This is a genomic window from Paenibacillus faecis, assembly GCF_008084145.1.
Classification (GTDB): domain Bacteria; phylum Bacillota; class Bacilli; order Paenibacillales; family Paenibacillaceae; genus Fontibacillus; species Fontibacillus faecis.
Genome location: NZ_VSDO01000005.1, coordinates 503132 through 528246, shown reverse-complemented (window position 1 = coordinate 528246; position 25115 = coordinate 503132). Strand labels below are relative to the sequence as shown.

Here is a 25115-nt window from a genome sequence, read left to right as displayed (position 1 = left end):
ACTGCATGAAGTTCGATTTGCACACCCATCATTTTCGCTGCGGCCACGCCGACGGCAACATCCGCGACTATGTGGAAGCCGGAATCGCCGCCGGTCTCGCGGTGATCGGAATCAGCGACCATACGCCTTACTTCGGTGACCCCGAAGAGCACCCTCTTCCGCACATCGCCATGGCCAAGGCGGAATTCGCCAATTATGTCAATGAAGTGCTGAAACTGAAAGAGGAATACGCCGGGAAGATCGATGTCCTGCTCGGGATCGAATCCGATTATTTTCCGGCTCATGCCGAGGTTTACCGTAAGATTCTCTCCCAGTATCCTTTCGACTACATTATCGGGTCCGTCCATAGCGTGAAAGAGGTCAGCATCTTCAACAAACGACGTTGGAAAGGCCTGAATGAACAGCAGCGTATTGCGGATAAAGAAGCCTACTACGCGCTGATTCGGGATTCGGCCCGCAGTGGCATGTTCCAAATTTTAGGCCATATCGATGCGATGAAAGGAAACTATCCCGCTTTCTCCGATATTCCGGCAGCGGCGGCGATCGACGAAACCCTGCGGGTTATTGCCGACAACAAGGTCGCGATCGAAATTAATACGTCCGGCAAAACCAAACTGTCCGGTGGCTGGTATCCTTCCGATGAAATATTGGAGCGCGCCTTATTTTTCGGCGTGGATGTCACGTTCGGGTCCGATGCCCACACGCCGAAGCGCGTCGCCGATGAATGGGAGGATGTGGCCAAGCGTTTGAAGGAAATCGGGTTTACCGAATGGGTATATTACAAAAACAAACAGAGAATGCCCGTCCCCCTGTAGGGGAAATTGCGGGCAAAAAAAAGGGAACCCGTACGCTACTCGCCGGATTCCAAGAGACAAATATATTCAAAAGGGGGTCATGTAATAAGTGTACCCTCTCTCTATTAGAGATTGATCACAGGTATATTTCATTTGTGTAACAAATGCTCGCCGGCTTGCTTAAATAAAAGGAATGGATCTCGTTCCCCGGCCCGCCGCCATAATCCGAACCGGATTGAAGCCGCTCGCCCGCAAGCTTGACCGGCGTAAACCCGCATTTGCGCAGCACCTTTTCCGATGCCGGGTTATGAATGCTGCATCGCGCCTCGATTCGGCTTAATTGCAGGATGTCGAATCCGAATTCCACCACGGACCGGGCCGCTTCGGTGGCGAACCCCCGGTTCCAGCAGCTCGGAGCCAGCAGATAGCCCAACCGGGCCCTGCCGGCCTCCCGATCCCAAAACTGCAAGGAGCAGATGCCAATCAGCCCCGTCCCCTCCTTGATTTCTATCCCGAAGTGAAGATCGCGCAAACTTTGATAAGTGTCGTCAAAATACCGAAACAAACGATCGGGAAACAGCAATGTTCCCTTTTGAAAGGACGTATGGCGCCGTACCGACGGGTCATTGACACAAGCAAACAGCGTTTCCGTGTCCTCCTTTTCGATTCTCCTTAGTCGCAGCCGTTCACTTACCAACACCGGAAACCGTTCCCTCAAGCGATTTCGCAGTTCCAAACCGACCCTCTCCTCTCCGGATTATTCGGGGGATGCCCCGGCATCTTCCTCGAGTTCCTTTTCATTACTCATCGATTTCGAGGCGTCTCCCCCCATCTCCTTGTTAAAGATTTGGCGAAATACCCCGATCATCGATAGCGCGTAGGCGACCGTAATAAAGCTGAAAAAAATCTCCATCACCACAATCAGCCTCGACGTATTATCCATCGGTTGGATATCTCCGTACCCTACCGTCGTAAATGTCGCCACGCTGAAATAGAAGAACGTAATCAATTGGGACAAGGTATCTTCCCCCAAATGATCCCCCGCAAAGCTCGCCCCTTTAAACAGCTTGTATATCGAAGTATACACGACCGTAAAAAAAACAATGCAGCTCATGGCGGCAATGCTGATCCGAATCACGGCGGACTTGAGACTGACCTCGCGCTTTACCGCCGAGTCCGCTATCTCATGAAAAATAAAGAGAAGATAGAAAATAACGGATCCTAAGACAAACAGAAGGATCACGGCCCTTAATATGGCCTCCGATTGAAAAACCGCTCCGAAATCAACGAGGCCGAGCAAATCCTCCAGCGAGACGGCGACGTAAACGAGAATCGGTGCCAACAAGATTACCCGGCTGGACAATTTTTTGTCGAGCAGATAAAAGAGCAGGGACAAGCCGATCAGACCAACCGCATTGAGCCAAAGCACCCAGGATTGCAAACGAATCCCCTCCCCTAGACGGCGTTTGGGAACCTGAATAACTATCATTACCCAAACAGGGGAGGGGAAAATCGAGCTTCCCGCTGGATTTTATTTTTGTTCCGGGACCGGACCCGAGAGCCGCCTAAGACGGAAAGCGCCAAGAAAGTAGGCAACTGCGTAACTGAACGCCGTGAGAAGAAACATCCATTTGCAAAAAGCCAAAGCATGCCGTAAATGGCCCGGATCCATAAAATAGACGGCCATTTCCCTAAGGATATAGATCGGGCGATGCCAAATATCCCAGCTGTTAAAGCGGATAAACCGGCCGAGATAAATCCCGAAGCTGCTGAGCAGCAGGACCGATACCGCGAAAATCCAACCCGCAGCGCTTCCGAGCCAGCGGCGAACCAGTCCGTGAACGGAAGCCAGCGAGACAGTTCCCAGGGCCAGACCGAGCAGCGCCGTAAAGAGAACGGTATACAAATGATCCCAGAACAGTATATCCGACCAGAACCGCCCTGCCCCGGAAATGGGAAAACGGGCAAACGGATGGAGCAGATCGGTTACCATGTAGGCCGCATTGGGATAAAAGAACAGCCATAACAGCCCGATGAACAACACCATCGCACTCTTCAACACGCTCCGGCGCATCAGGCTGGCCAAATCCAGCAGAATCGCAAGCCCCGCCGGGATCCAAGCCAGGAACGTATTCCAGACCAGGAAAAGATAGGGCGGTCTACCTCCATCCGGCAGTCTCACCTCAATCACGTATTTCATGCCGATTATAGTGGCAGCGACGAGAATCGCATATAATATCCCTTTTTCCGGGTAACCCAATTGTCGTAACGGATGTTGCAAAGTCGCTTCCTCCCTAGTCAGCCTTTTTTAAACGTCCATAGCTTATTTACAGCCTATATACGTCCGGGCAAGGCCGAAAGTTACGGCTAAAGAGGGAGCAGCTTGGCCATGTAGAACTCGTCGATATACCGGTCTCCGAGCCGTATCGCGTGCTTTCGAATGCCCTCGACTTCAAATCCGCATTTTTTGTACAAGGCGATCGCCGCCTCATTGTGGGCCATCACCGTAAGCTCCAGCCGATGTATCCCCCGTTCCGCCGCCCAATCATTCAACTCGGCGAACAGCCTGGCCCCCACACCTCTTCCCGAGTAGGACTGCAGAATGCCTAGCACCAGGCTTACCGTGTGTTTGTTCCGCTTGTAATTCGATCCGAACGCACCCAAATAGCCGATCCATCGCCCTTCCGCCTCGGCCGCAAAGATCATCGAGGTTCCCTGCTCCAACAGCGAAACCAGTCGGTTTCTCTCCTGCTCCAGCGTGGTGACGCGCTCGTCAGGCTGGAGCAGCATAAACTCAGTTTCCCGGTCCAGACGACGGCGAAGCTCCAGATAGGCCTCGGCGTCGGCTTCGGTGACTTGGCGAAACTTGATTTGTGGTTCCTCTCTCATGTCAGGATGCTTTCCCCTCTCCCAAAATACATCGTTCCTATTCCATGGCCTCGTTCCGCAGCACCATATGAATGTGATCCTCCCATTTTCCATGGATGTTCAAATATTTCAAGGCCAACCCTTCGTGATAGAACCCCAGTTTCTCGACCACGCGGAGCGAGGCCGCGTTCCTCGGCATGATGTTCGCCTCGATGCGGTGCAATCCTAATTCTTGGAAGGCGTACTGGACGACGGCCTCGACCGCTTCCGTCATAAAGCCCTTCCCTTGCTCCTCCCCATCCAGCCTGTATCCGAGATGGCAGGACAGAAAAGCGCCCCGCACTATATTGCTGAGCGCCACGGAACCGATGATCCGCTCCGGCCGGTCCTTCCGAAAGATCCAAAGTTTGTATAAATTCTCTTGTTCATGTTGGAGCCGTTCGTTGGCCAACAGTCTTTTTTGAACATCCAACGTAAAGTACGCTTCCTCCTTCTCCCGCTCCCAAGGCCTCAGGAATTCACGGTTGCGTACGACATAGTCCAGAACATCCGCCGCGGCCGCTTCATCCAGCACTTTCATTAACAATCGCTCCGAGTGTAAAATAGATTTCATAATTTCCCTCATTTCTATCGTCAGATCCATGTTCTATCACCATAAATGGAAGGAGTATCGGAATGCAACCTTTTACCGCACAAGTAATTGAAATCATTTCCGCCATTCCGGCGGGTAAAGTCATGACTTACGGTCAGGTCGCCGGTGCCGCGGGGAGTCCAAGAGCCGCCCGGCAGGTCGTTCGGATCCTGCACTCGATGAGCGGCAAACACGGTCTGCCTTGGCACCGGGTCGTCAATGCCCGGGGAGAAATTGCGATTCGCGAAGAGGAAGGTTTTTTTCTGCAAAAAATGTTTCTGGAGGGGGAAGGGGTCGAGGTGACGGAGGATGGGCTCGTCAATTTGGCCCGGTACCAGCATCACCCCTCTTAAGCGGTATAAAGGGATATCGTCAACGGATCTCGTACGTTTTCAGAACGTCGGCAATACCCGCGTTTATCGCTTTCTGATCCGCCCCCTGTGCCGGTTTGTCGGTCAAGCCGTATTTTATTTTCAGCTGTAAGATGGGATAAACCCGTTCATCGAGCATTTCCCCGCTGATCTCCCCCTGTTCGACCGCCCGTGTTATCGCCTGAATTACAGCCTCCTGCTTGGCCGGATCATGCCCGACCAGGGCGATATTTCCGCCGGCCCGGATAAAGCGCACCGCCGCTTCTTCGATTTTGTAATGCTGGGTAATCGCCCCCATCGTCAAATCATCGGAAATGACCACGCCTTGAAAATCCAGCTCCTTACGCAGCAGGTCATGAATGATCGCCTCGGAGAAGGAGGCCGGGGCTTTCGGGTCCAGTTTCGGCAGCAGCAAATGTGCGATCATCACGACGTCGGCCCCCTCGCGGATCGCATCCTGAAAAGGAAGAAGCTCCAATTGACGCAGTCTGTTCAGATCATGCGAGAGCACCGGCAGGCCAAGATGGGAGTCCACCGAGGTGTCGCCGTGACCGGGGAAATGTTTGACGACGGGGATCACGCCTTCCGCCTTTAATCCGTTCATAGCGGCGATCCCCATTCCGCCGACCCTTTTGGCCGTGTTTCCGAAGGAGCGGTCCCCGATCACCGGATTATCGGGGTTGCTATGAATATCGAGTACCGGGGCGAAATCCATATTCAGGCCGAAGCCGGCCATTTCCTTCCCGATCAGGCGATACAAAGCTTCCGCCGCTTCCACTCGCCCCGTTCCTCCGATGGCCGCGGCGGACGGAATGTCGCTGAAATCGCCGGGCATCCGGGATACCCGTCCGCCCTCCTCATCCACGCTCAAGAACAGGGGAACCGGGTTGGCGGCATTGTCTTGCTTAAGCCGGTTGAACAGGGCCAGGGATTGGCGGCTCGTTTTGATGTTGTCCTTGTAAAAAATAAAACCTCCGACATGAGCGTCTTCGATAAATTTCCGGGTCTGCTCGCTCGGTGTCGTCCCTTCCATGCCGACGAGGATCAGTTGGCCGATTTTTTCCGCCGTGGTCAATCGGTTCAGCAGTTCCTCGGCGGGATCGGCCGAGCCTGACTCCGGGGCCGACGGATCTTGGGACTCCGACGGATTCTGAGGATTCGGCTGGGGAGACGTCGCGTCGGAATGTCCCGGTCCGGCGAAGTCGGCGCGCTGCGGAACCGTTCCCGCTCCATTCTTCGCCGGTTCGGAAGTCCCTCGATTCGAGCAGCCGCCAAGGGTCAGGATGACGGCGAGAAAAATGAGAACGGCAGGCCTGGATTTCCAGTCAGGTCTCATAGCGTAGCGTATCCTCCTCTCCTTATTCCCCGGAAGGGGATGTCCCCTCCGTTCCGTTCCGCGGCGGCACCTTCGCTTCCTCGGAAGCAAGGCCCCAGCGGTGACGGTATTTTTCCAGCCTGGGATGCAGGGCCTTCGGTTCTTCCGTTAATAACAGACGGATTTTAACGATCCATTCCTCAAAGGAGGAAAACGACGCAAATTGGTTCCCCATCTCCGGCGTGAGGTACAAAAAATAAGGGGAAGGATACTTTTCGGTCAAATACCTCAGCGCCGAGTCGATCGGCGTGTATTTCTTCCGTTTGCCCTCCCAGCCTTCAATGGAAATATCTGCGTTGTCCTGCCCGCGTTTCCAGTCATGGAGCTCGTCCTCCCGCTTGTAGAACGAACGCACCGCGTCCTTCGTCATTCTTCTGACGGTCTCCTCATGAAGCGGGTAGAGCACCAGGCGCTCAAACGCCTTTTGCCTGGCAACCGTCGCGGCCCTCTCCAAATCTTCCGCCGTCGTCCGCTCGAAAGCGTCGTAAAAGATCAACGTGCCTTTCCGCTCCTTCACAGGCGGCTCATAGCCGTAAGGAACCTGAATGTTATTTCGTCTCATCGCCTCGGTCCTCCAGTTCATTTAACATCGAAACCTTTGCGCAGAAAGAATCAAGTAAAAATTACCCTTCCCCCTCCCGTTTTATTCGCTTTCCGCGAGAATCGCCAATGTTTCGTTATCTTGCTATTCTATCCCAAAGCGCGTACATACGCACGCGGATCGAGGTATAATGAGGTCCAGAGGGGTGAACGAAAATGAGCGAGATTACGCAAGAACGCTGGCAAGCCATCATCGGGAACGACGCCGCGAGCGACGGGCAATTCTACTACGCGGTCAAAACGACGGGGATATTCTGCCGTCCTTCCTGCAAGTCCCGGCCGCCCAAAAAGGAGAACATCTCGATCTTCGCCAGTCCGGATGAGGCGATGTCCGCGGGGTATCGCCCGTGCAAACGATGCAAACCCACCGGCAGCCGGCTGCCCGACGAGGAGTGGGTGGCGGTCGTCACGGAATACATCGACGAGCACCCCCATGAAGCTTTGAATCTCCATTCGCTGGCCGAATTGTGCCACGGGAGTCCTTATCATCTGCACCGGACTTTTAAACGGGTAAAAGGGATCACGCCGCTGGAATATATCCAGGCTGTACGTGTGGAACGGGCCAAGCGGCTGCTGTTGGGTACGGACCTGCCGGTTTCGGACGTCGGCCGCCGGGTAGGTCTGCCGAATACACCTTATTTCATCACGCTGTTCAAAAAAAACACCGGCCTTACACCGGCCGGCTTTCGCCAATCGCCGGTTTCTCCGGCTCAAGGAGGCTTATAAAATGAAGACGAAACCTACTCTGTCCATCTACTGGATGCATTATCGCTTCGAGAACTGGAGCCTTTATCTCGCGGCCACGGAGCAAGGACTCTGTTATGTAGGATCGCAAGGGGCGGATTTTCAAGAGCTCGTCGACGGGATCAACCGCAGATTCCCTCGCGCCGCCCTGATCCGGGACGAAGCACGGCTACGGCCTTACGCCGCGGAGCTCACCGCCTATTTTCAAGGAAGCCTTAGCCGCTTTACCCTACCTTTCGATTTACGGGGGACGGCGTTTCAATCGGCGGTCTGGGCCGCGCTGCTTCAAATCCCTTACGGGCAAACCTCGTCGTATTCCGATATCGCTGCGCTCATCGGCAGGCCGTCTTCCGTCCGTGCGGTCGGGTCGGCCATCGGCGCCAATCCGGTGCTCATCACCGTGCCCTGCCACCGTGTCGTGGGCAAAAACGGGACCCTAACCGGTTATCGCGGAGGACTCGAGATGAAAGCCCGGCTGCTGGAACTGGAGCGGAAGGGGAGCGAGGGAAACGCGAGGGGCACCGAGAGTCTCGACCGAACGGTAGGCTAGACCGACAGCTCCCACAAATAAATGGAGGCGACGGAGCCATAGGGCGAATACCTGGCACGATAGGCGTCGAACTGGGCTTTCGTCAAGGCGGACAGCCCATACAGCCTCATCATCCCCCGGCGAATCGCCAGGTCTCCCCAACTGACGACATCCGGCCGCTCCAGACTGTGCAGGAGCAGCATCTCCGCCGTCCAGCGGCCAACCCCTTTTAACCGCATTAACTCCGTGATGATGTCTTCATCCCCAAGCCGGGACAAGCCGCTGAAATCCAGTTCGCCTTCCGCCGCCTTTCGGGCGATTTCCCAAATGCACAGCGCTTTTTTCATCGTCATGCCGCAGCCCTGGATCTCATCCGCCGAACGGGACGCCAGGCTACCCGGCGAGATCTCGCCAAACCTCTCCTGCATGCGTCCCCAAATCGTATTCACCGCCTTCGTCGAAACCAACTGGCCGATAACGGCGTGTACAAGCGCCGTAAACAAGTCAGGAATGACGGGCCGCTCCGGGCGGCCGATTCTGGCTATCGCCTCCCCCAAATCCGGGTCCGCCTGCGTCAAATAATCGATCTGTTCCTGACCATAATCAAAATATTTAATGGATAGGCCACTCATTTCGCGATCGCCTCCTCTTATACCTCTAACTATAACGGATCAGAGGGTTGAACATCCCTTTTGGCGAGTGAAAAGGCAAGATATCGAAAGGTAGTATTACATGCCGTACAGCAGGGGGACATGAAAACCGAAAGATAGGATTACATGCCGTACAGCAGGGGAACATGTAAACGTAACATAGGATGGACATGCCGTGCAGCAGGGGAACATTGAAACCGAAACATAGTATCACATGCAGTGCAGCAGCCGAGCCGCGTCTTGGTGCAGCCCGATCGTTTCCAGCTTGCGGCAGATCATCCGGAGCGCCTCTGTAGCCGTATTGAATTCCGCTTGAAAATCCCGCACAAATGCCAGAAACGGCACCACATCCGCCCGCGCGATAAAATCCTTGATTTCGTCCGGAGCGTTCCACGGAATCTCCTTCCCGGACCACGGGTGTGCCGAATAAGTTTCCCCCATCTCCTCTTCCGAACGCGGCAGGATGCCTAACCCGTCTTTTGTGGGAAGCACTATGGATTTTTCGCGCTCAGCCCGCAAGGTTTGAATATAGCGAAAAGGATGTTCAATAGGCTCGAATTGAAATTGATCGATCGCCGCCTCGCTGACCCGCTTTTTTTGTTCTCTCCATTTGCGGTGATCAAAATACGCCGTGGTCTGGTCCTCCTCTTCCCCCACCCGATACCGGGCATATTCCTGTTCCGAGCGAAATTCATTAAACAATAATCCCTCGTGACCATAGAAGAGTAGGGAGAAAAAGTCGCTGAGATTCCCGGCAACAAGGTTTACGCAGTTCCCGAAATCCATAGGAGCTACGCGAATGACCGGAGCTTGTTCCAAATCCGCCGCCTTTCCGAAATCCGTTAACAGCGAATAGTGGACCCCATCCATCCCCGTGTTGGCGAACAGGATCGAGTCGGCCGGGGAACAAGCGTAGCCTCCGTTTTCATTTTCGCGAAATCCGAGAAACAGCCCCGTCGGCTTTTCAAGATAGGGAACCTCAGGTACCATACGGCGCTCCCACTCGATGATTCTTCTCAAAAGGTCGGGAATGGAGTAACTATCGTTCATAAATATAAGACCCCCTTATCTATTATAAAATGTAAACTCCCCTGTTCCCCCGGTCCTGTGTTACGCTTATGAGCGGAAACACAAGGCTAGCTTTTTCAAGACAGCACCAGGATCGGAGGAAAACTTAAATGGACGTTACCTCATTTCAAGAATGGGTGAAAGACTACTATGAATCCAGAGGCTGGTCCGAGTTGGACATTTTTATAAGGATCGGCTTTCTGGCGGAGGAAACCGGGGAAGTCGCCCGGGCCATCCGAGCCTTGGAAATCGGCAGGGATCGACCGGACGAGCCCCCGGGAACGTATGAGCACAACAAGCAGGAATTAACCGAAGAGCTGGGCGACGTACTGGGCAACCTAATCGTGATCGCCAATAAGTACGATATCCCGCTGGAAGACATTTTTCAGTCGCACAAAAATAAACTGTCGGCCCGTTATGCCACCGTCCAGCGGAAGGAAGCTTCATCCTGATAGAAGCGGGCTGACGGCGCGCTAACGGAAGAAAGCACCATCCCGATCGAAGCGGGTTGATGACGCGCTAACGGAAGGAAACAACATCCCGATAGTAGCGGGCTGATGACGCGCTAACGGAAATAATAGCTGCTATTTCGCGAATATTCGCCTTTTCGAAATTCTAACGGACATACTAGCGCCTATTTGGGCTCTTTCCCGCAAAATGACCTCATTTTGCCCAAATAGCGGCTACTGCTTCCGTTAGAATTCTAATTCGGTCTCATTGGACGAAATAGCTGCTATAGCTTCCGTTAGAAATTCGGCCTGAGCCCGGACTGGCCCCGGCGAACATGGTAGAGCTGCGTGCTGCTTTTTACGATGGGACTCTCGCTCTGCTCTGCTCTGCCCTTGCCTTGCCCTGCCCTTTACGAAGCCTGCTAACCGCGCTAACGGAAATAATAGCCGCTATTTCGCGAATATTCGCCTTTTTGAAATTCTAACGGACATAGTAGCGCCTATTTGGGCTCTTTCCCGCCAAAATGACCTCATTTTGCCGAAATAGCGGCTACTGCTTCCGTTAGAATTCTAATTCGGCCTTTTTGGACGAAATAGCGGCTATAGCTTCCGTTAGAAATTCAACCTGAGCCCAGACAGGCCCCGGCGGAACATGGTAGAGCTGCGCGCTGATTTTTACTATGGAACTCTCGCTCTCGCTCTGCTCTGCCCTTGCCTTGCCCTGCCCTTTACGAAGCCTGCTAACCGCGCTAACGGAAATAATAGCCGCTATTTCGCGAATATTGGCCTTTTTGAAATTCTAACGGACATAGTAGCGCCTATTTGGGCTCATCCCCGTCAAAATGACCTCATTTTGCCCAAATAGCGGCTACTGCTTCCGTTAGAATTCTAATTCGGTCTCATTGGACGAAATAGCTGCTATAGCTTCCGTTAGAAATTCGGCCTGAGCCCGGACAGGCCCCGGCGAACATGGTAGAGCTGCGCGCTGATTTTTACTATGGAACTCTCGCTCTGCCCTACCCTGCCCTCGCTCTCGCTCCGCCCTGCCCTGCTCTCGCTCTGCCCTGCCCTGCTCTGCCCTGCTCTGCCCTGCCCTGCTCCGCCCTGCTTTGCCCTGCCGTACTCTCGCTCTGTTCTGCCCTAACCTCACTCTGCTCTTCCCTACCCTTTCGAAGCCTGCTAGCAGCAGGAATATCTCCCTTCTCCGGCCGGAGTCACTCCGCTCTCCATCTCGTCTATTCAGCTGCCCCCATCAGCGATTCCGCAGCGGCGGCCAGATAATAAGCCAGGCCGGTTTGCTGTCCTTCCAGCATGCGCCGGTGAAAGTCGTCCTCCCGGAAAAACCGGGTCTGCTCCACAAAATCCTCGATCCGGGCGGGATGGCCATGCCGCTCCAGGAAGTTTAAATGACGGCGAATCAGTTGTCCAACCTCTTCATCATTATGCTTAATCCCATCCCTCAGCGCTTCGGCCATCCGGGCCATGAAATCCGCCGCTTCCGCCGCCTGCTCGTTTAGCGTCGGAACATCGATCCGCTCCGAGTCCAACAAATCGACGCCATAGCTTTCTTTTAAATGCCGGTTTTGCTCTTCCAGCGCTTCGGCCCAAGCCGCTTCGTTGTCAAAACCGCGAAACATCTCCCGCCCGTCCATCGGCTCGCCCCGTTCCGCCGCAGCGATCGATTGTTCCAAGGTCTCAAGGATGGCACCCAGTTTCCTCCGCTTCCGCAACAGTAGTTCCTTTTGCTCCTTCAAAATAGTTCCCCGATCGGTTCGCCCCGCAAGCAGCTCCTTGATTTGCTCCAGAGGAAAGTCCAACTCCCGATAAAACAAAATTTGCTGAAGCCGCTCCAATTCCCCGTCACCGTATAAGCGGTAACCTGCCTCCGTGACTTCCGCCGGGGCCAGCAAGCCGATTTTGTGATAGTGATGCAGCGTTTTTACCGTGACCTTTGCCAGTTCAGAAACCTCTTTTACAGAAAGACGCATCTCGCCTCACTCCTTTCGCTCCCCAGCTTAGCCCCTGCCCTAAGGTAAGAGTCAACACTTTAAAATTTCCGGCCCCCCTTGACCCTCTCCTCGGGTTAGAGCTTACGCTGATCCAGAAAAAATAAAACTGAGGAGGCCGTTCTACATGGTAAAAAACAACCCGTTAAAGCTGTTCCGGAGCCGGTATGTTCGTGCGGTTATCGGATCCAGTCTGTTCTCGCAGTTGGGGATATGGATTCGAAATTTCGCCGTACTTCTTTTCGTTATGGAAGATACGGACGGCGATGCCTTGGCTGTATCGCTGGTCTCTGTAGCCGAGTATGGCCCGATCTTGCTATTCTCGTTGATCGGCGGGGTATTTGCTGACCGCTGGCGTCCCAAAAAAACCATGGTTTGGTGTGAAGTGCTGAGCGCCTTATCGGTCATTTTCGTCTTCCTGATGCTTCAATCGAACTCCTTTTTGGCCGTTTTGCTTAGCCTACTGGGCTCTTCAATTCTGTCACAGTTCGCTCAACCGGCCGGCATGAAGCTGTTTAAGCAGCATTTATCGGAAACGGAGGCCGCCCCATGCATGTCTCTGCTGCAGGCTTTGTTTGCCGTGTTTATGGTTGTCGGACCTATTCTGGGAACCTGGGTATACGGACATTTCGGCATTGAAATCACACTGATCATCGTCTTTACGGCATTCCTTGGCTCCGCGGCCGCTTTGCTGCGCATTCCGCCTGATCCGCATTCGGAAGCCCAATCCGCAGCCTTGCCCGCTTCTTTCTTAAGGGAAATCGGCGAAGGGTTCCGGTACGTATGGGAGAACCCTATCCTAAAACGGCTTTCCTTCACCTTTGCCGCGGTCGGATTCGGAGTTGGCCTAATCTCTCCGCTCGGTATTTTTCTCGTGACGGAGAAGCTCGGCTTGCCCGCCCAGAATATCCAATGGCTCAGTGTCCCGTATGGACTGGGGGAAATCGCCGGCGGCATGGCTGCCTTTGCTTTATCCGCCAAAATTCCCCCTCTTCGCATGCTGCGGATCGGTCTCTTGTGTAATGCCATTGGCATCGCGACAACCGGCCTCTCCCCCGTCCTGTGGTTGACCATGCTGACCCAAGGGTTCGTGGCCTTGCTGCAGCCTGCGATTCTTATCGGAAACCAGACGCTCGTCATGCAGCATACGGACTCCGCTTTAATCGGGAGAGTTACCGGTATTCGTACACCGCTTATGACGGGGACGATGCTGCTCGGCATGAGCCTGTCCGGGCTGCTGAAAAAAGCCTTTCCTTTGGAGGCTTGGTATGGAGCCGCAGGGCTGTGCTTCCTGGCCGGGTTTCTGGTTCTGATCCCTTTACGGAAAAATCTCCCGGCCGCATAGGGATCGGTACTCGGAACCAGCCAATCGGCGCTCGGCTCCCATTCTCAACGACCGGGTCCCCGTACAAAGAGGAGGGATCCTCACGGACCCCTCCCCTAAACCTGATCTTTCGTTCCGCATACCGGCTCGAACCCACTAACCTGTATTTTAGCGCACACCGGCTCGGTCCCACTAAGCTGCACTTTACCGCATATCAGCTCGGCGCCACTAACCTGCGGTTTACCGCACGGATTGGTCTATCTTGCCCTGCAGCTTTACCAAGGTCATGATCACCGACGCTGCTTCGGCCCGGGTCACTTTGCCGGCCGGGTTAAACCGTCCGTTTTGCCCCTGCAGCAACCCTAGCTTCATGGACAAGGCGACCTCGCCCTTATGCTTGACTTCTTCCTTATCGGACAAGGAATTCAGGCTCTCGTCTTCCGTCAAAAACGAAGCCATCTTGTTATACTTGACCATCGAGGCCAGCATAACGGCCAACTGCTCCCGCGTCAGCTTCGCTTCGGCTTGGAAGGCCTCCTCGGGGTTAATCCACTTCCGTTCCGCGGCATACACCACTCCGTTATAATACGGGCTGTCGGCGAGAACTACGGAAACCGCCTTCGACGAAGCGGGCGAGTCGAGGCCATAATTCTCCGCATACGGATTAACCGCCTTCGCCATCATCGTCAACCACTCTCCGGCCGTGATCTCTTCATCCGGCTTGATCTGTCCGTTCAAATCCGGAGAGATGAGGCGATATTGAAGCAGCACGGATAAATCTTTTTCCGCCCGATGGCCTTTCAGATCGGTAGGCTCCGTCTGAGGTCCGGTACCGTCCCCATTCTCATATAACGTAATCCACCGCCCGCTCGTTGCATCCAAAACTTGGCCGTTCTTTGCCGGGTCTTTGAATTCGGCCACATAAGCCAACCGGATCTTTTCTTTTACATAGGAATTATCCACATAATGACCGCCGGTCTGCATATACTGCAGCTTTGCACCATATTGATCCCGGAATATCTTAAGCGCCTCTTCCTTCGCTATCTTGGTCGCCGGATCCCCGTTCAACTTATCCAAGCCCGGCTCACGGCCTATGCCAAAATACTGCAGGTCTCCGTTCAGATCTAAAGTTAACGTCAGTTCACGGTTATTTACCGGGATATCTTTAATAAAACGTCTGAAAGAGTAGCGATATCCCGATTTATTTTCCGTAAGGTGGTCTTCGCCCTCCTGTTCCACCAGCTTATAATCGATGTCGGCCCGGGGTACCAGTTGATTCACCAGTTCAAAAGCTCTCCGCTTCGCCGCTTCCTTCGAAAGGGTGGGCACTTGCGCCGCTATGGAGGCCGCCGTCGTTCCGTCGGTTTGAACACCGTATTGTTCCATCTGGAATTCAAGCAATTGTCCGGTTGACGCGTCGACTTCCGCGCTGGTCTGTGCCGGAGGCGTGTTAAGGTTGTACTTTCCGTCCTGTCCGTCCCATGTAAGCCGCCAAATCTTCCGCTCGGGATTCATATAATCCGTATCCAGTCTGGAGTAGGATAGCGTTCGCCCTTCCGGAATCTTGACCGCCTGCTTCACCACTTTTACCGCTTCGTCGGCGGTCAGCTCTTTTCCCGTGTTGTTCGGCACAAACCGTTTCTTTCCGGCTGGAATCGGCGTATATCCCCGGGGAGCCTCCGAAACGTCTTCCCCCTGGTAATCGAAACGCTTTCCGGTGACGGCATCCAACGGATAAGAAGAAAGCTCGGTCGGCTTCCAGGCCAGCACCCAGTCCGTGATTTCCGAGTTTCTATAGACGGGACTATAAGTCAGCTCCACATTCAGTTGGTTCTTGAACAGCTGTTCCGCCTCCGTCTGCTTGATCGTGGCCGCGGCTTCCGGGTATACCGGGCGATCCGATGATTTCGAGAACGAAGTCACACGACCATTGCCATCGATGGCGATATAGACGTATTCGGATGAAGTAGGAATTCCTTGATGCAGCACATTAAAATGAAAATTGTATTCCACCGGGCCAAACAAGGTGGCCGTCCGCCCCCATACATCGGTATCCCCGGCCTTCAGATCCTGCAGCGAAAGGGAGGGCGCCGCCTTGGCAATAAACGCTTTGGCTTGCTCCAGCGCCTCTTCCCGCGTCAGCTTGGGAGGATAGTACGTCTCGTTCTCATCGCCCGGGATCGAGAGATATGTACTGATCAAATCTCCCGTCATCGCGTCCACCTGCGAGTCGAATCCATGATAAGTGTTACCGTTCCGGAAGCTCCAGCTAATGTTCCAAACCATTTGATTGGCCGGACGAGGATAGACGTTTGTGATACCTAGTTCGATCCGCTCGGCTTCAGCGTTTTTTAAATCCGGAAAAAGCTCCTTGATTTTGGCCACGGCCTGCTCTTTCGAGAACTTGGCCAGCGCGGGGTCCGGCGTCTCCGTACCCGGCATCGGTATTTCCCCGGAGGCGATCTTCAGCTTCATCTCGTCGGACAGGTGATCCAGGGAGATCCCTTCCGAGGTACCCGCTTCAGCTTTCGCTGCAGCAAACGAATGGACGTGCGGTCTTGTCCCAGCTCCCTCCGCTCCTGCCCATCCCGCAGGCATCGCCATTGAAATCGCTATCATTCCGGCGAATGACGCCCTGGAGGCAAACTTGTAGCGGTCAGCCTTTTTCTTTGACACGAAATCCCAACCTTTCTAGATCCCATACTTTCTTCTTATTGTAGCGGGGTTCATTTGGGATTGCCATAATTATCCTCAAAATTTGCAAAAAAAGGAGACCGGCTGGCTCCATGCCCGGTCTCCTTTTCAAGACGATCTTATCGGTTTCCCCTTTGCTGCAGCAACCGTTCAACAGCCGCCGCCGCTTCATCCACACTTTGCGCTTGAACGGTAATGAACTCGGCTCCTTCGTACTGTTCTTCCGTGTAGGCGTAGCGCGGATCATAATAGTACAAGAGCAGCAGTTCCACCGCTCGATCGTAACCGCCGTTCTTCAAACATTCGCCGATCTCCACCGCAACGGGGCGATGGATCCGGGAGGCGATTTTGTCAAAAGCTTTGAGGCAGGATTCGGGATGCTTCCAAGGCTCATAGTCTTTCAGGATATTTTGAACCCTCGCCTCGATCGGAAGTTCGATGCGGATATGCGTGCTTTGTTCTTTTTTGGCCATGACCAGTTCGGGGATCACGACCTTCCCGATCCGCTTGCTTTCCGCCTCCATCAAGACATAAGGCGCGCTGGCGGTCTCGATCAATTCGTCCAGCAGCAGAGCATCGAACGTCTTTTGGTTGTGCGCGCGCAGCCCGATCTCACCGAATACCGAACCGCGGTGCCCTGCCAATCTTTCGAGGTCGATGACCGGATAGCCCCTCTCCTTCAACAATCTTAGTAAAGCGGTCTTACCGTTGCCGGTATGCCCGTGGATGACATAGGCCGGAGGCTCGTAAGACATGCTCTCCAGCATGGCGACCACCCATTGCCGGTAGGCGCGATAACCGCCGGTCAGCCGGTAAGAGTGAATGTTCATCAGGGAGAGCAGCGTCGCCGTCGTCCGGCTGCGCATCCCGCCCCGCCAGCAGAATACCGCTTTTTTCCCGGGGACCGCGGCGAATTGTTTAATAAATCCCGGCAGCTTGGCCGAAATGATCTCAAGCCCGCGTTCCTGGGCGGCGTCCACGCTGACCTGCTTGTAGAGCGTGCCGATTTCCGCCCGTTCCTTGTCGTCAAAAAACGGGATGTTCAAGCTGCCCGGAATCGTCGACTCCGCATACTCGGACGGAGAACGGACATCGATCAGTACAAGCCCCTTCTCCCTCTGCTCTGCCAATTCTTCGATGCTGATATCCTGAAACATGGGGTTATCTCCTTTATTCGACCACGATGCGGCCCGGATGGGCTTCCGTCGTTTCGCCGATCAGACTGGCTTCGACCCCCGCCGAAATAAGCGATTGAAGCAATTCGTCCGCCTGCGGGGCAGCGACGGCAATCAGCAATCCTCCCGAAGTCACCGCATCGCATAAAATATAGCGTCCGATCTGATCCAGCTCCGCCGGAAAATCAATGTCTTTCTCCACATGGGCAAAATTGTTCTTCGTTCCGCCCGGAACGAAGCCTTGTTCGGCCAATTCGCGAACGCGCGGCAGGACGGGCACATCCTTGTGCCGAATCTTTACGCCGACGCCGCTCCCCTTGGCCATTTCCAGAGCATGCCCCATCAGCCCGAACCCGGTGACATCCGTGCAGGCATGCACGTCATAGGCCTGCATCGTTTCGGCGGCCGTTTTGTTCAGTGTGGCCATGACACGGGTTACCCGTTCGATCTCTTCCGGCGTGAGCGCGTCCTTTTTAATCGATGTCGTCATAATACCGACCCCGATCGGCTTGGTCAAAATCAACCGGTCGCCCGGTTTGGCGCCGGCGTTGGTTCTGACTTTATCGGGATGGACCAGCCCGGTCACGGCAAGGCCGAACTTCGGCTCCTTATCGTCGATGGAATGGCCTCCGACCAACGTGGCTCCCGCTTCGTTCACTTTATCCGCGGCCCCTCGCAGAATGTCCGCCAGGATGCTTTTATCCAGGGTGGAAATGGGAAAAGCTACGATATTAAGCACCGTCAGCGGCTTCCCACCCATGGCGTAAATGTCGCTGATCGCATTTGCGGCAGCGATTTGACCGAACGCATACGGGTCGTCCACGATCGGCGTAAAGAAATCCACCGTTTGAACGAGCGCCATTTCGTCGGTCAAACGGTAGACGCCCGCATCATCGCTCGTGTCCAGACCGACGAGCAAATCGGGATTCGGAACGGAGGCGGGCAGGCTTCGCAGCACCTGGGACAAATCGGCGGGACCGATCTTGCAGCCGCACCCTCCCTTGCTGGATAAAGACGTCAGTTTGATTGCATCGGATGCTGCCATATATAAATCACATTCCTTCCGTGAAAAATGATAAAGGTTTTGCTCCATACCTTATAAAGCCTACTCCTCTAATCCCGGGAAAGCAATGCCCCCGACTTCTCCGGGCGTTTGTGATATACTAGAATGCGTTTCTGGAAATGTCGAATTGTGGAGGTAACATCCATGTCAACTACATCACGATCAAACGCACAACATCCGCACCCTGCAAGCCGGGGAAAAATGTGGCTCTTCATCGCCCTGTTTGTCATCATTGCCATCGCCGGTCTAAGTTATGTCAAATGGTGGCCCTATTACGAAAAAGCCTTTAAAGCCGCGACCCAGCATACGATCGGCTCCTCGATACTCGGGTCCGATGCGGCCGCCGCCCCTTCCTGGGGAGCCGCCGTCGACTATGCCGCCGCTTATTTTAAATCGGTCTGGAAAGCCGCGGTCCTGGGCATTCTGCTCGGATCTCTCGTCCAGGTTCTGCTTCCGGCCCAATGGCTGTACAAAGTTCTGGGCAAAGCGAACTTTAAAAGCACGCTGCTGGGCGGAGCCGCTTCCCTGCCCGGGATGATGTGCAGCTGCTGCGCCGCTCCGGTCGCCTGCGGCCTGCGCCGCCGCAACGTCTCGATCGGCGCGAGCCTCGCCTTCTGGATCGGCAATCCGGTGCTGAATCCGGCAACCCTGGTCTTCATGACCTTCGTGCTGTCCTGGAAATTCACGCTGCTCCGGGTAGGTTTCGGATTGATCCTGACGTTCGGGGTCAGCTATTTGGCAAACCGGTTGGCCGACTCCAAAACCGCACCCGACAAGCTGGCGGAAAAAGCCCAGCTACCGGTCGAAGACGAAGAGACGGCGAAGCTGCCGTTCGGCATCCGCTGGCTCAAGAGCCTGGGCCTGATGATCCTTAACGTCGTCCCGGCTTATTTGATCTCCGTGCTGCTGCTCGGCGCTTTTCAGCACACGATGTTCCCGGTCGCTCTGGGCGGCGGGCTCCTCGCCATCATTGTCTTCGCCTTCGTCGGTACCCTGTTCGTGATTCCGACCGCGGCGGAAATTCCGATCATCCAGTCGTTTGCCGCTATGGGACTCGGTGCCGGCCCGATGGCCGCCCTGCTGTTGACGCTGCCGACCATCAGCCTGCCTTCCCTGTTGATGGTGGCCCGCGACTTTCCGCGAAAAGTGCTCCTGTTCGTCTTCGCCGCCGTCGTCTTTATCGGAATGGTGGGCGGTGCGGTGGGCGCGCTCGTGCTCTAAGGTTGGCAGCACCGGCTTATGGAGGGTGAATTCCTCAGGCCTTTGCGGGATAGCGTCGGCCTTTGCGGGAAGAGCCGCTTCATTAACGGGAAAACCTCCCGTTAATGAAGCACTCTTATCCTCCCGGTTGAATTTAGCTGGAAAAGTTCCAGCTAATTCGCGGTCCCAGTGCCGAAGTCTCCCATTTCCGGCGAATTAGCGGTAGAATTTCCAGCTAATTCGCTTCGGCAGCGGCATAGGCACCAAATTAACGGGAGGAATTCCATCTAATTGACCTAAGACAACAGCCTGATGAGTAAACCTATAATAAGTTTTTTACAGCTGCTTATAGTAAAAAACCGTAGCCTCCAACCGGCCGTCCGAGGAGCGCGCATACCCCGGAATCCGCCCGGCCGCCCGATATCCCAGCGATTGATAGAGCAGATTGGACGGGTCGCCTTCCCTCGTATCCAGGATGAGCAAGCTTCTCCGCTCTTCGAGCGCGGCCCGCTCCACTCGCTCCATCAACCGGCGGCCGATCCCCTTCTTCCTGTAACCGGGGTGCACCATCAGTTTAGCCACTTCCGCGCGGTGGGCCCCGTTTGCCTTCATCGCCAGATGCAGTTGAACGGTCCCTACTACCTTTCCGTTGATCGCCGCAGCCCAGAGCAGCACATCGGGACCCAGGACATGATCCCAATAATCCAAAGCTTCCTCCCGGCTTAAAGGTGCCAGAAAGCCCACGGACGCGCCGTCCGCCACGACGGAGATCAGCAGTTCGGCCAATTGTCCCCTCTTGGGTTCGTCCAATCCCTCAACTTTCATGATTTCTACTTGTTCGCTCATGACCATCCTCCACCTATTTGTTGGTGACCTATCTCCTTTTTTTCAGGATAAATAGGACAGGACTAATTTGAAAACATAAAATTCCTGCAAATCTGCATGTTTTTTTCTCGTTCGGAACAAAAATTTAAAAATACCTGCAAATCTGGTTACTACTTAGGTAGCAGTTTAGAATTGGAGACGGCCCTGAAGAGCGGAAGAGAGCGATTCCAGGATAGGGCGTTTTTGTTTGAGGAGGGTAGAGATGACTCCGCGAATACGGGCGAAATGTTCTGCGCCGGCTTCGGTGCGGAATGCTCCAGAAATTTTAGTCTTCACCTTGACCATACGAATATCTCGCTCGGCTTGGTTATTGTCAAACGGTACGTGGGCATCTCGAAGAAAGGCGAGGATAGCAGATTTCCATTTCTCAAACCGCTCTGCTAAATTCCCGGCCTTTCCTTTGGCTTGTCTGCCGCGTACGCCCTTTTTCCTGGCAACGACGTTCTTACTCCATTCTTCTCTGCCACGAAAAAGAATATCGTCATAGTGCTGCTCGATTTCCTGGACCACCAGTTCCGGGAGAGGCTTGCCGGATTCGCGGGAGGCGCACACCAGGCTCCAACTTTCTTGCAGCAATGTTTTCATTTCCCCCGACCATTGGTGCTTATCGTTCTCGGTAATGCCCTGACATTCCCGAAGGAGATGCGCATTGCACAGAACGTGGCGGAACGAAAACGACTTTGGGTTGAAGTACGGACCATAGCAATCATGGACAACCGTACCTTTATAGGCGGGCAGGATCCCTCCCGCCGCCATTCCTTGGGTACCGCGGCTACTGTGAACGGTGAGGTGTGTGAAGCTGCCATTGCTCGCCGTATGCATCCAGACCCCGCTTCCGTTAACGCGAAACCCGGTCTCATCCGCATGGATGAGCGGGCTCCGGAGCAGGTGCTGTTGGATTTGTTGCTCAGGCGTAGTTAAGGAGGTATACATCTGCTGGAGGTGCGAGAGCAGCGTAGCCTCACTCGGACCGTGATCTGTCAAATCTTCGAAAAGCTGAGCAATGCGTTCCAAAGGCAGCAATTGGTAGACACTCAAATAGCTGGTCCAGGCCCGTAGCGTATCACCGTACTGCACAGGGGCCTTTACTCGCTCAGGAAAAGCAGCTGTACTTGTGGCCCTGCAGGACGGACAGCACTTCGTTTCGGCCCGATGTTCGGTGACGCTCCATTTGACAGGAGGTAGATCGAAGACTTGCCGGGCTTCATACCTTTGAGCAGGGATGTCTGCCAGAGACGTATGGCAGAAAGTGCAGATCGCATGCGGATGAATCTGGATTTCATCCGGTTGTGCCACCATACGCAGCGTCTGCCCGGGATGACCTTTGGGTGCCCCTTTTTTTCCACCGGATTGCCGGAGATTGTTGGTTTTACGGAACCCATCGCTAGAAGGCGGCTTACTGCTGTTGTTGCTATTTTGACCGAGTTGACGTTCAAGTTCCTGAACGCGTTGCTCCAACTCTACAATACGTTTGGCCTGCTGATCGATCACCTGCAGCAAGGCGTTAAAGGCAGTGATAATTTCGGGGTCGCCCTTGCATATGGCATGGACTTGTTCAGGGGATAGATGCATGGGTGACGCTCCTCTCATGAATTGGATTAACTTACCTTTTTGACAAAAGAGTTATAAACCCTTTTTTATAGAAAAAAAAACTTCCCGCACTTAAGCAGGAAGTCCTAAGTAGTAACCAAATCTGCAGGAATTTTCGGCGAAACCGGCTTGTTTCTCTAAAATCGCTAGAAAAACCTGCAGATTTGCATCTTTTTTCGCATACGCTCGTGAACCGGCTTAAATACCTGCAGATCTGCAGGAACTACACGGTGTAAGAGGAGCAAAGGAGATGATCATCACAAAAACCCCCGTCCCTCGGATTTGCTCCGGTAGACAAGGGGCTTTTTCAGCGGAATCAGCGGAAAAGTGGAACCGTGGACTCCCTGACAACCAGCTCCGCAGGGAAGGTTTTATGGGCATGCGTCGTCTTTTTATGGATCAGATCGAACAGGATTTTGATCGTCTCTTCGGCGATTTCTTCGACCGGCTGGCGGATCGTGGTGATCGACGGATTATAGTAATAGGCGATATCCAGCCCGTCGAAGCCGGCTACCGAATAATCACCGGGAACCGATTTGCCGCTCTCGAAGATCGCCTTGCAGGCGCCCACGGCCAAGCTGTCCGACACGGCAAACAGCGCGGTGAAATCCTCCCCGGAGGCAAGCAGTTCCTTGGTAACGACGTAACCGTTCTCCATGGAATAGCTTTCGATGTCTTCTTTCATAGAAAACACCAGCTTGTCATTCACTTGCAGACCGTGATCCTCCAACGCCTTCTTGTATCCTTCATACCGGAGTTTTCCGATGCTCACGTCATCCATGGACGCCGTAAGGATGGCGATTTGCCGGTGTCCCAGCTTGCACAGATAATCCACCATCTTATAGCTTTCTTTGAAGTCATCGACCGAAACGGAGGAATATTCGTGCGGATCGTACTCCGCGGCCATACCAATCGTGCTCAGCACGAAAGGAACCGTCAACTGCTCCAGCTTCTCCTTCGCATGCGAAAAATTACCGCCGAGAAAGACGATCCCTTTTAACCGCTTCTCCTTCTCCAACTCAATCGCCACATCGATCTCATCCTGGTTTTCGTCTACCCGTTGAAGGATGAAAGAGTACTTCTTGCGCTGAATTTCTTTCTCAAACACCTGAATCATCCGGTTGAAAAAAGGGTTGGTAATCCCCTTGATCAGCACGGCGATCGTCTTGGAAGCGGAACGCTTCAAATTCCGGGCGCTGTTGTTCGGAACGTAATGATTCTCTTTGATGACCTTCATAATCATCGCTTTCGTCTCTTCGCTGATATCGGGATGATTATTTATGGCCCGGGAAACCGTCGTCACGCCAACCCCACACATCTTCGCGATATCGATAATTGTCATTGAAGCCATATCCGATCTTCCCTTACTCCGTAATCTGTCTTCTAAAAATATATCAATACCGGTAACTGAAGACAAGAGGATCTATATAGAGTAAGGTTTTTAAATGAAATATAAAATAATATCATAATTCGAGGATTTTTAATATGCTAAAAATGTTTAAAAATCAGGAAGCAGGGGGGGAATAGGAACGTTACAAGCTTTTGAGGCCTTGGGACTCATCAACAAGGTTTACAACCGCTACAAGGGGAAATACGTCTACCGTCAGCTTCAGCTGTTTGTATGGCAGGATGAGGGCGTGTCGATGAACCACAAGAAGGTGATGCGTCTATGCAAACTCTCGGACTTCTAGCTAGAATTCGCCGGAGAAGCCGGTTTAACATGCAGTATAAGGCTGAAGAGCGTGTGGCTGAGAATCTCCTAAAACGCGACTTTAAAACTCAATATCGGGTAGGCAAGCGCTGGCTATATCTTTCTGCCGTAAAAGACTTTATTCAATAATGAAATTTTCGCTTACCAGTTCGGTGAGCGTAATGACAATGAACTTGTTCTGCAGACATTCGCAAAGACTTTTGCCAAACATAAAGATGTGACGGACTCGTCGTTCACAGTGACCAGGGATTCCAGTACACGTCTCATGCATACCACGACACGCGGCCAAAGGTTGGCGCCCAAATCAGCATGTCTCGTCAAGAAAATTGTCTAAATAACGCCTCAATGGAGAGCTTCTTCTCGCATCTCAAGACGGAAGCGCTCTAATCTTATGATATCCGAAGGTCTTCTGAAGCACAAAGCCGAATCGAAGTATATATACAATTTTATAACCAACGACGACCACAGCATGAATTAAATAAACTGACGCTGGTAGAGTACCGGCGTCAGTTTATAGCCTAGGTGTTTTTTTCAGTGTCTACTAAATTGGGGCTTGACCAAATTACAGCAATTACAGGAGTTCTTTTTAAAAATATATTATACAAGCTCATGGTAGGAATGAGTAAGTTTGGTATCCGACATCAATGCCTAGGTTATTATAGTTTACTTTAACAACTACAACATCCCCGGTGGCTTTAGTAATTTCGCAATTACCACGATAATAATCACGTGTAAAAACAACTGAAGCTTGTACAACATCAAATTGTGGTCGACCGCTAGCATTTGTAAACTTTGTATATGTCAGGTCTACATAACCTATTAATTCACCTGTTATTTTGCTATAAACTTCTTTAGATTGAATATATGAAGAACTACTTGTTGCCGCTGCTATCTTAGGAGTAGAGTAATCAGAATTAGATGCAAATGCTGCTGTCCCCATCGAGCAAACAAAAATTACAGTTATTAAGGCTGAAATAAATAATTTGCTTTTTTTCATAATATATACCTCCTCTAAAAATAAGTAATAGTATAAGACTTTTTATGACTCTACTTTAAAAAACCATAGAATGCCCCCCTTTTTAATAGTTATATAGATATATCATCGAAAACATTACCGGTATCATTTTCGGTAACGTTTTCAATTATAGAATACCATGTAACTCCTCGTAAGTAAATATTTTCTATTTGTAAAAAAATAATTTAAATTTTCAATTTACTGTTTCTGAAAGATTAACTACATTGAATGTTTTTGAAAAGAACAATTAAATCTCCCCCACTAAGAAGGTATCTATAAATGTAAGACGCTCTCTCAATATTTTCACATCTATGAATCTACCATATCCACTAACCAAAAATAATCCGAGAGAAGAGATGTCGTTGAGAAACCA

At 52.9% G+C, this 25115-nt stretch carries 26 protein-coding genes; 9 read left to right on the top strand and 17 right to left on the bottom strand.

Annotated elements, in window-relative coordinates:
- The first annotated feature begins 5 nt into the window (after positions 1 to 5).
- The gene (locus FRY98_RS24105; RefSeq protein ID WP_148456925.1) at positions 6 to 815 is read left to right on the top strand and encodes a histidinol-phosphatase; all 810 of its coding nucleotides are present in this window, start codon (positions 6 to 8) and stop codon (positions 813 to 815) included.
- A 115-nt stretch (positions 816 to 930) separates the two neighbouring features.
- Here FRY98_RS24105 and FRY98_RS24100 read toward each other — a convergent pair whose 3' ends face one another.
- The 5 genes from FRY98_RS24100 to FRY98_RS24080 all read right to left on the bottom strand — a co-directional run bounded on the left by FRY98_RS24100 (position 931) and on the right by FRY98_RS24080 (position 4275).
- A complete protein-coding gene (locus tag FRY98_RS24100) occupies positions 931 to 1530 on the bottom strand; it encodes a GNAT family N-acetyltransferase (RefSeq protein WP_148456920.1) in 600 nt (199 codons plus the stop codon).
- A gap of 21 nt (positions 1531 to 1551) precedes the next feature.
- Positions 1552 to 2235, bottom strand: a complete 684-nt coding sequence (locus FRY98_RS24095) for a potassium channel family protein (RefSeq protein ID WP_225040615.1) — start codon at positions 2233 to 2235, stop codon at positions 1552 to 1554.
- Positions 2236 to 2325: 90 nt separating this feature from the next.
- A complete protein-coding gene (locus tag FRY98_RS24090) occupies positions 2326 to 3075 on the bottom strand; it encodes a DUF1361 domain-containing protein (protein WP_225040613.1) in 750 nt (249 codons plus the stop codon).
- Between the two features lie 86 nt (positions 3076 to 3161).
- The gene (locus tag FRY98_RS24085) at positions 3162 to 3683 is read right to left on the bottom strand and encodes a GNAT family N-acetyltransferase (RefSeq protein WP_225040612.1); all 522 of its coding nucleotides are present in this window, start codon (positions 3681 to 3683) and stop codon (positions 3162 to 3164) included.
- A 37-nt stretch (positions 3684 to 3720) separates the two neighbouring features.
- On the bottom strand, positions 3721 to 4275 hold the full coding sequence (locus FRY98_RS24080) for a GNAT family N-acetyltransferase (protein WP_148456916.1): 555 nt from the start codon (positions 4273 to 4275) through the stop codon (positions 3721 to 3723).
- Positions 4276 to 4337: 62 nt separating this feature from the next.
- On the opposite strand from FRY98_RS24080, the gene FRY98_RS24075 reads away from it, so the two are divergent.
- On the top strand, positions 4338 to 4646 hold the full coding sequence (locus FRY98_RS24075; protein WP_148456914.1) for an MGMT family protein: 309 nt from the start codon (positions 4338 to 4340) through the stop codon (positions 4644 to 4646).
- 19 nt (positions 4647 to 4665) lie between these two features.
- On the opposite strand, the gene nagZ is transcribed toward FRY98_RS24075, so the two are convergent.
- Both nagZ and FRY98_RS24065 read right to left on the bottom strand, forming a co-directional pair.
- A complete protein-coding gene (gene nagZ / locus FRY98_RS24070; protein WP_148456912.1) occupies positions 4666 to 6000 on the bottom strand; it encodes a beta-N-acetylhexosaminidase in 1335 nt (444 codons plus the stop codon).
- Between the two features lie 22 nt (positions 6001 to 6022).
- Complete coding sequence (locus tag FRY98_RS24065; RefSeq protein ID WP_148456910.1) at positions 6023 to 6601, bottom strand: hypothetical protein; 579 nt, start codon at positions 6599 to 6601, stop codon at positions 6023 to 6025.
- Between the two features lie 194 nt (positions 6602 to 6795).
- On the opposite strand from FRY98_RS24065, the gene FRY98_RS24060 reads away from it, so the two are divergent.
- Together FRY98_RS24060 and FRY98_RS24055 are read left to right on the top strand one after the other, a co-directional pair.
- Positions 6796 to 7365, top strand: a complete 570-nt coding sequence (locus FRY98_RS24060; RefSeq protein ID WP_148456908.1) for a bifunctional transcriptional activator/DNA repair enzyme AdaA — start codon at positions 6796 to 6798, stop codon at positions 7363 to 7365.
- 1 nt (position 7366) lies between these two features.
- Entirely contained in the window at positions 7367 to 7933 is a 567-nt protein-coding gene (locus FRY98_RS24055; RefSeq protein WP_148456906.1) for a methylated-DNA--[protein]-cysteine S-methyltransferase, read from the top strand.
- Here FRY98_RS24055 and FRY98_RS24050 read toward each other — a convergent pair.
- Both FRY98_RS24050 and FRY98_RS24045 read right to left on the bottom strand, forming a co-directional pair.
- Positions 7930 to 8544, bottom strand: a complete 615-nt coding sequence (locus FRY98_RS24050) for a DNA-3-methyladenine glycosylase family protein (protein WP_148456904.1) — start codon at positions 8542 to 8544, stop codon at positions 7930 to 7932. The genes FRY98_RS24055 and FRY98_RS24050 overlap by 4 nt on opposite strands.
- Positions 8545 to 8772: 228 nt before the next feature.
- On the bottom strand, positions 8773 to 9612 hold the full coding sequence (locus tag FRY98_RS24045; protein ID WP_148456902.1) for a hypothetical protein: 840 nt from the start codon (positions 9610 to 9612) through the stop codon (positions 8773 to 8775).
- Between the two features lie 128 nt (positions 9613 to 9740).
- Between FRY98_RS24045 and FRY98_RS24040 the strand changes: the two genes are divergently transcribed.
- On the top strand, positions 9741 to 10082 hold the full coding sequence (locus tag FRY98_RS24040) for a MazG nucleotide pyrophosphohydrolase domain-containing protein (protein WP_148456900.1): 342 nt from the start codon (positions 9741 to 9743) through the stop codon (positions 10080 to 10082).
- Positions 10083 to 11314: 1232 nt separating this feature from the next.
- On the opposite strand, the gene FRY98_RS24035 is transcribed toward FRY98_RS24040, so the two are convergent.
- Complete coding sequence (locus FRY98_RS24035) at positions 11315 to 12067, bottom strand: MerR family transcriptional regulator (protein ID WP_148456898.1); 753 nt, start codon at positions 12065 to 12067, stop codon at positions 11315 to 11317.
- Positions 12068 to 12212: 145 nt separating this feature from the next.
- On the opposite strand from FRY98_RS24035, the gene FRY98_RS24030 reads away from it, so the two are divergent.
- A complete protein-coding gene (locus FRY98_RS24030; protein WP_148456896.1) occupies positions 12213 to 13430 on the top strand; it encodes an MFS transporter in 1218 nt (405 codons plus the stop codon).
- 219 nt (positions 13431 to 13649) lie between these two features.
- Here the strand turns inward: FRY98_RS24030 and FRY98_RS24025 are convergent, their stop codons facing one another.
- From FRY98_RS24025 to selD, 3 genes are all read right to left on the bottom strand, one after another.
- Positions 13650 to 16085: a YcdB/YcdC domain-containing protein gene (locus FRY98_RS24025; RefSeq protein WP_148456894.1), complete on the bottom strand. Its 2436-nt coding sequence runs from the start codon at positions 16083 to 16085 to the stop codon at positions 13650 to 13652.
- A 137-nt stretch (positions 16086 to 16222) separates the two neighbouring features.
- Positions 16223 to 17260 (bottom strand): tRNA 2-selenouridine(34) synthase MnmH, encoded by a 1038-nt coding sequence (gene mnmH / locus FRY98_RS24020; RefSeq protein WP_148456892.1) that lies wholly within the window; start codon positions 17258 to 17260, stop codon positions 16223 to 16225.
- Positions 17261 to 17273: 13 nt separating this feature from the next.
- Positions 17274 to 18323 (bottom strand): selenide, water dikinase SelD, encoded by a 1050-nt coding sequence (gene selD, locus FRY98_RS24015; RefSeq protein ID WP_148456890.1) that lies wholly within the window; start codon positions 18321 to 18323, stop codon positions 17274 to 17276.
- 162 nt (positions 18324 to 18485) lie between these two features.
- On the opposite strand from selD, the gene FRY98_RS24010 reads away from it, so the two are divergent.
- A complete protein-coding gene (locus FRY98_RS24010) occupies positions 18486 to 19562 on the top strand; it encodes a permease (protein ID WP_148456888.1) in 1077 nt (358 codons plus the stop codon).
- Between the two features lie 315 nt (positions 19563 to 19877).
- Here FRY98_RS24010 and FRY98_RS24005 read toward each other — a convergent pair whose 3' ends face one another.
- The 3 genes from FRY98_RS24005 to FRY98_RS23995 form a co-directional block, all read right to left on the bottom strand.
- Complete coding sequence (locus FRY98_RS24005; RefSeq protein WP_148456886.1) at positions 19878 to 20387, bottom strand: GNAT family N-acetyltransferase; 510 nt, start codon at positions 20385 to 20387, stop codon at positions 19878 to 19880.
- Positions 20388 to 20552: 165 nt separating this feature from the next.
- A complete protein-coding gene (gene tnpC / locus FRY98_RS24000) occupies positions 20553 to 21998 on the bottom strand; it encodes an IS66 family transposase (RefSeq protein ID WP_170287164.1) in 1446 nt (481 codons plus the stop codon).
- Between the two features lie 334 nt (positions 21999 to 22332).
- Positions 22333 to 23367 carry a LacI family DNA-binding transcriptional regulator gene (locus FRY98_RS23995; RefSeq protein WP_148456882.1) on the bottom strand — a complete coding sequence of 345 codons (1035 nt, stop codon included), beginning with the start codon at positions 23365 to 23367 and terminating at the stop codon, positions 22333 to 22335.
- A gap of 199 nt (positions 23368 to 23566) precedes the next feature.
- On the opposite strand from FRY98_RS23995, the gene FRY98_RS28705 reads away from it, so the two are divergent.
- Positions 23567 to 23707, top strand: a complete 141-nt coding sequence (locus tag FRY98_RS28705) for a transposase (RefSeq protein WP_148456880.1) — start codon at positions 23567 to 23569, stop codon at positions 23705 to 23707.
- Between the two features lie 416 nt (positions 23708 to 24123).
- Positions 24124 to 24249, top strand: coding sequence for an IS3 family transposase (locus FRY98_RS29540; RefSeq protein ID WP_148457393.1), 126 nt, complete (start codon positions 24124 to 24126; stop codon positions 24247 to 24249).
- Positions 24250 to 24334: 85 nt separating this feature from the next.
- On the opposite strand, the gene FRY98_RS23975 is transcribed toward FRY98_RS29540, so the two are convergent.
- The gene (locus FRY98_RS23975) at positions 24335 to 24724 is read right to left on the bottom strand and encodes a hypothetical protein (protein ID WP_148456879.1); all 390 of its coding nucleotides are present in this window, start codon (positions 24722 to 24724) and stop codon (positions 24335 to 24337) included.
- Positions 24725 to 25115 lie beyond the last annotated feature (391 nt).

What these genes read in the sequence shown, in the direction of transcription:
- FRY98_RS24010 (WP_148456888.1), top strand. Translation starts at nt 18,486, where the DNA reads ATGTCAACTACATCACGATCAAACGCACAACATCCGCACCCTGCAAGC.
- FRY98_RS24030 (WP_148456896.1), top strand. Translation starts at nt 12,213, where the DNA reads ATGGTAAAAAACAACCCGTTAAAGCTGTTCCGGAGCCGGTATGTTCGT.
- FRY98_RS24040 (WP_148456900.1), top strand. Translation starts at nt 9,741, where the DNA reads ATGGACGTTACCTCATTTCAAGAATGGGTGAAAGACTACTATGAATCC.
- FRY98_RS24045 (WP_148456902.1), bottom strand. Translation starts at nt 9,612, where the DNA reads ATGAACGATAGTTACTCCATTCCCGACCTTTTGAGAAGAATCATCGAG.
- FRY98_RS24065 (WP_148456910.1), bottom strand. Translation starts at nt 6,601, where the DNA reads ATGAGACGAAATAACATTCAGGTTCCTTACGGCTATGAGCCGCCTGTG.
- FRY98_RS24005 (WP_148456886.1), bottom strand. Translation starts at nt 20,387, where the DNA reads ATGAGCGAACAAGTAGAAATCATGAAAGTTGAGGGATTGGACGAACCC.
- FRY98_RS24085 (WP_225040612.1), bottom strand. Translation starts at nt 3,683, where the DNA reads ATGAGAGAGGAACCACAAATCAAGTTTCGCCAAGTCACCGAAGCCGAC.
- selD (WP_148456890.1), bottom strand. Translation starts at nt 18,323, where the DNA reads ATGGCAGCATCCGATGCAATCAAACTGACGTCTTTATCCAGCAAGGGA.
- FRY98_RS24055 (WP_148456906.1), top strand. Translation starts at nt 7,367, where the DNA reads ATGAAGACGAAACCTACTCTGTCCATCTACTGGATGCATTATCGCTTC.
- mnmH (WP_148456892.1), bottom strand. Translation starts at nt 17,260, where the DNA reads ATGTTTCAGGATATCAGCATCGAAGAATTGGCAGAGCAGAGGGAGAAG.
- FRY98_RS24060 (WP_148456908.1), top strand. Translation starts at nt 6,796, where the DNA reads ATGAGCGAGATTACGCAAGAACGCTGGCAAGCCATCATCGGGAACGAC.
- FRY98_RS24080 (WP_148456916.1), bottom strand. Translation starts at nt 4,275, where the DNA reads ATGAAATCTATTTTACACTCGGAGCGATTGTTAATGAAAGTGCTGGAT.
- nagZ (WP_148456912.1), bottom strand. Translation starts at nt 6,000, where the DNA reads ATGAGACCTGACTGGAAATCCAGGCCTGCCGTTCTCATTTTTCTCGCC.
- FRY98_RS24035 (WP_148456898.1), bottom strand. Translation starts at nt 12,067, where the DNA reads ATGCGTCTTTCTGTAAAAGAGGTTTCTGAACTGGCAAAGGTCACGGTA.
- FRY98_RS24050 (WP_148456904.1), bottom strand. Translation starts at nt 8,544, where the DNA reads ATGAGTGGCCTATCCATTAAATATTTTGATTATGGTCAGGAACAGATC.
- tnpC (WP_170287164.1), bottom strand. Translation starts at nt 21,998, where the DNA reads ATGCATCTATCCCCTGAACAAGTCCATGCCATATGCAAGGGCGACCCC.
- FRY98_RS24105 (WP_148456925.1), top strand. Translation starts at nt 6, where the DNA reads ATGAAGTTCGATTTGCACACCCATCATTTTCGCTGCGGCCACGCCGAC.
- FRY98_RS24075 (WP_148456914.1), top strand. Translation starts at nt 4,338, where the DNA reads ATGCAACCTTTTACCGCACAAGTAATTGAAATCATTTCCGCCATTCCG.
- FRY98_RS23995 (WP_148456882.1), bottom strand. Translation starts at nt 23,367, where the DNA reads ATGGCTTCAATGACAATTATCGATATCGCGAAGATGTGTGGGGTTGGC.
- FRY98_RS23975 (WP_148456879.1), bottom strand. Translation starts at nt 24,724, where the DNA reads ATGAAAAAAAGCAAATTATTTATTTCAGCCTTAATAACTGTAATTTTT.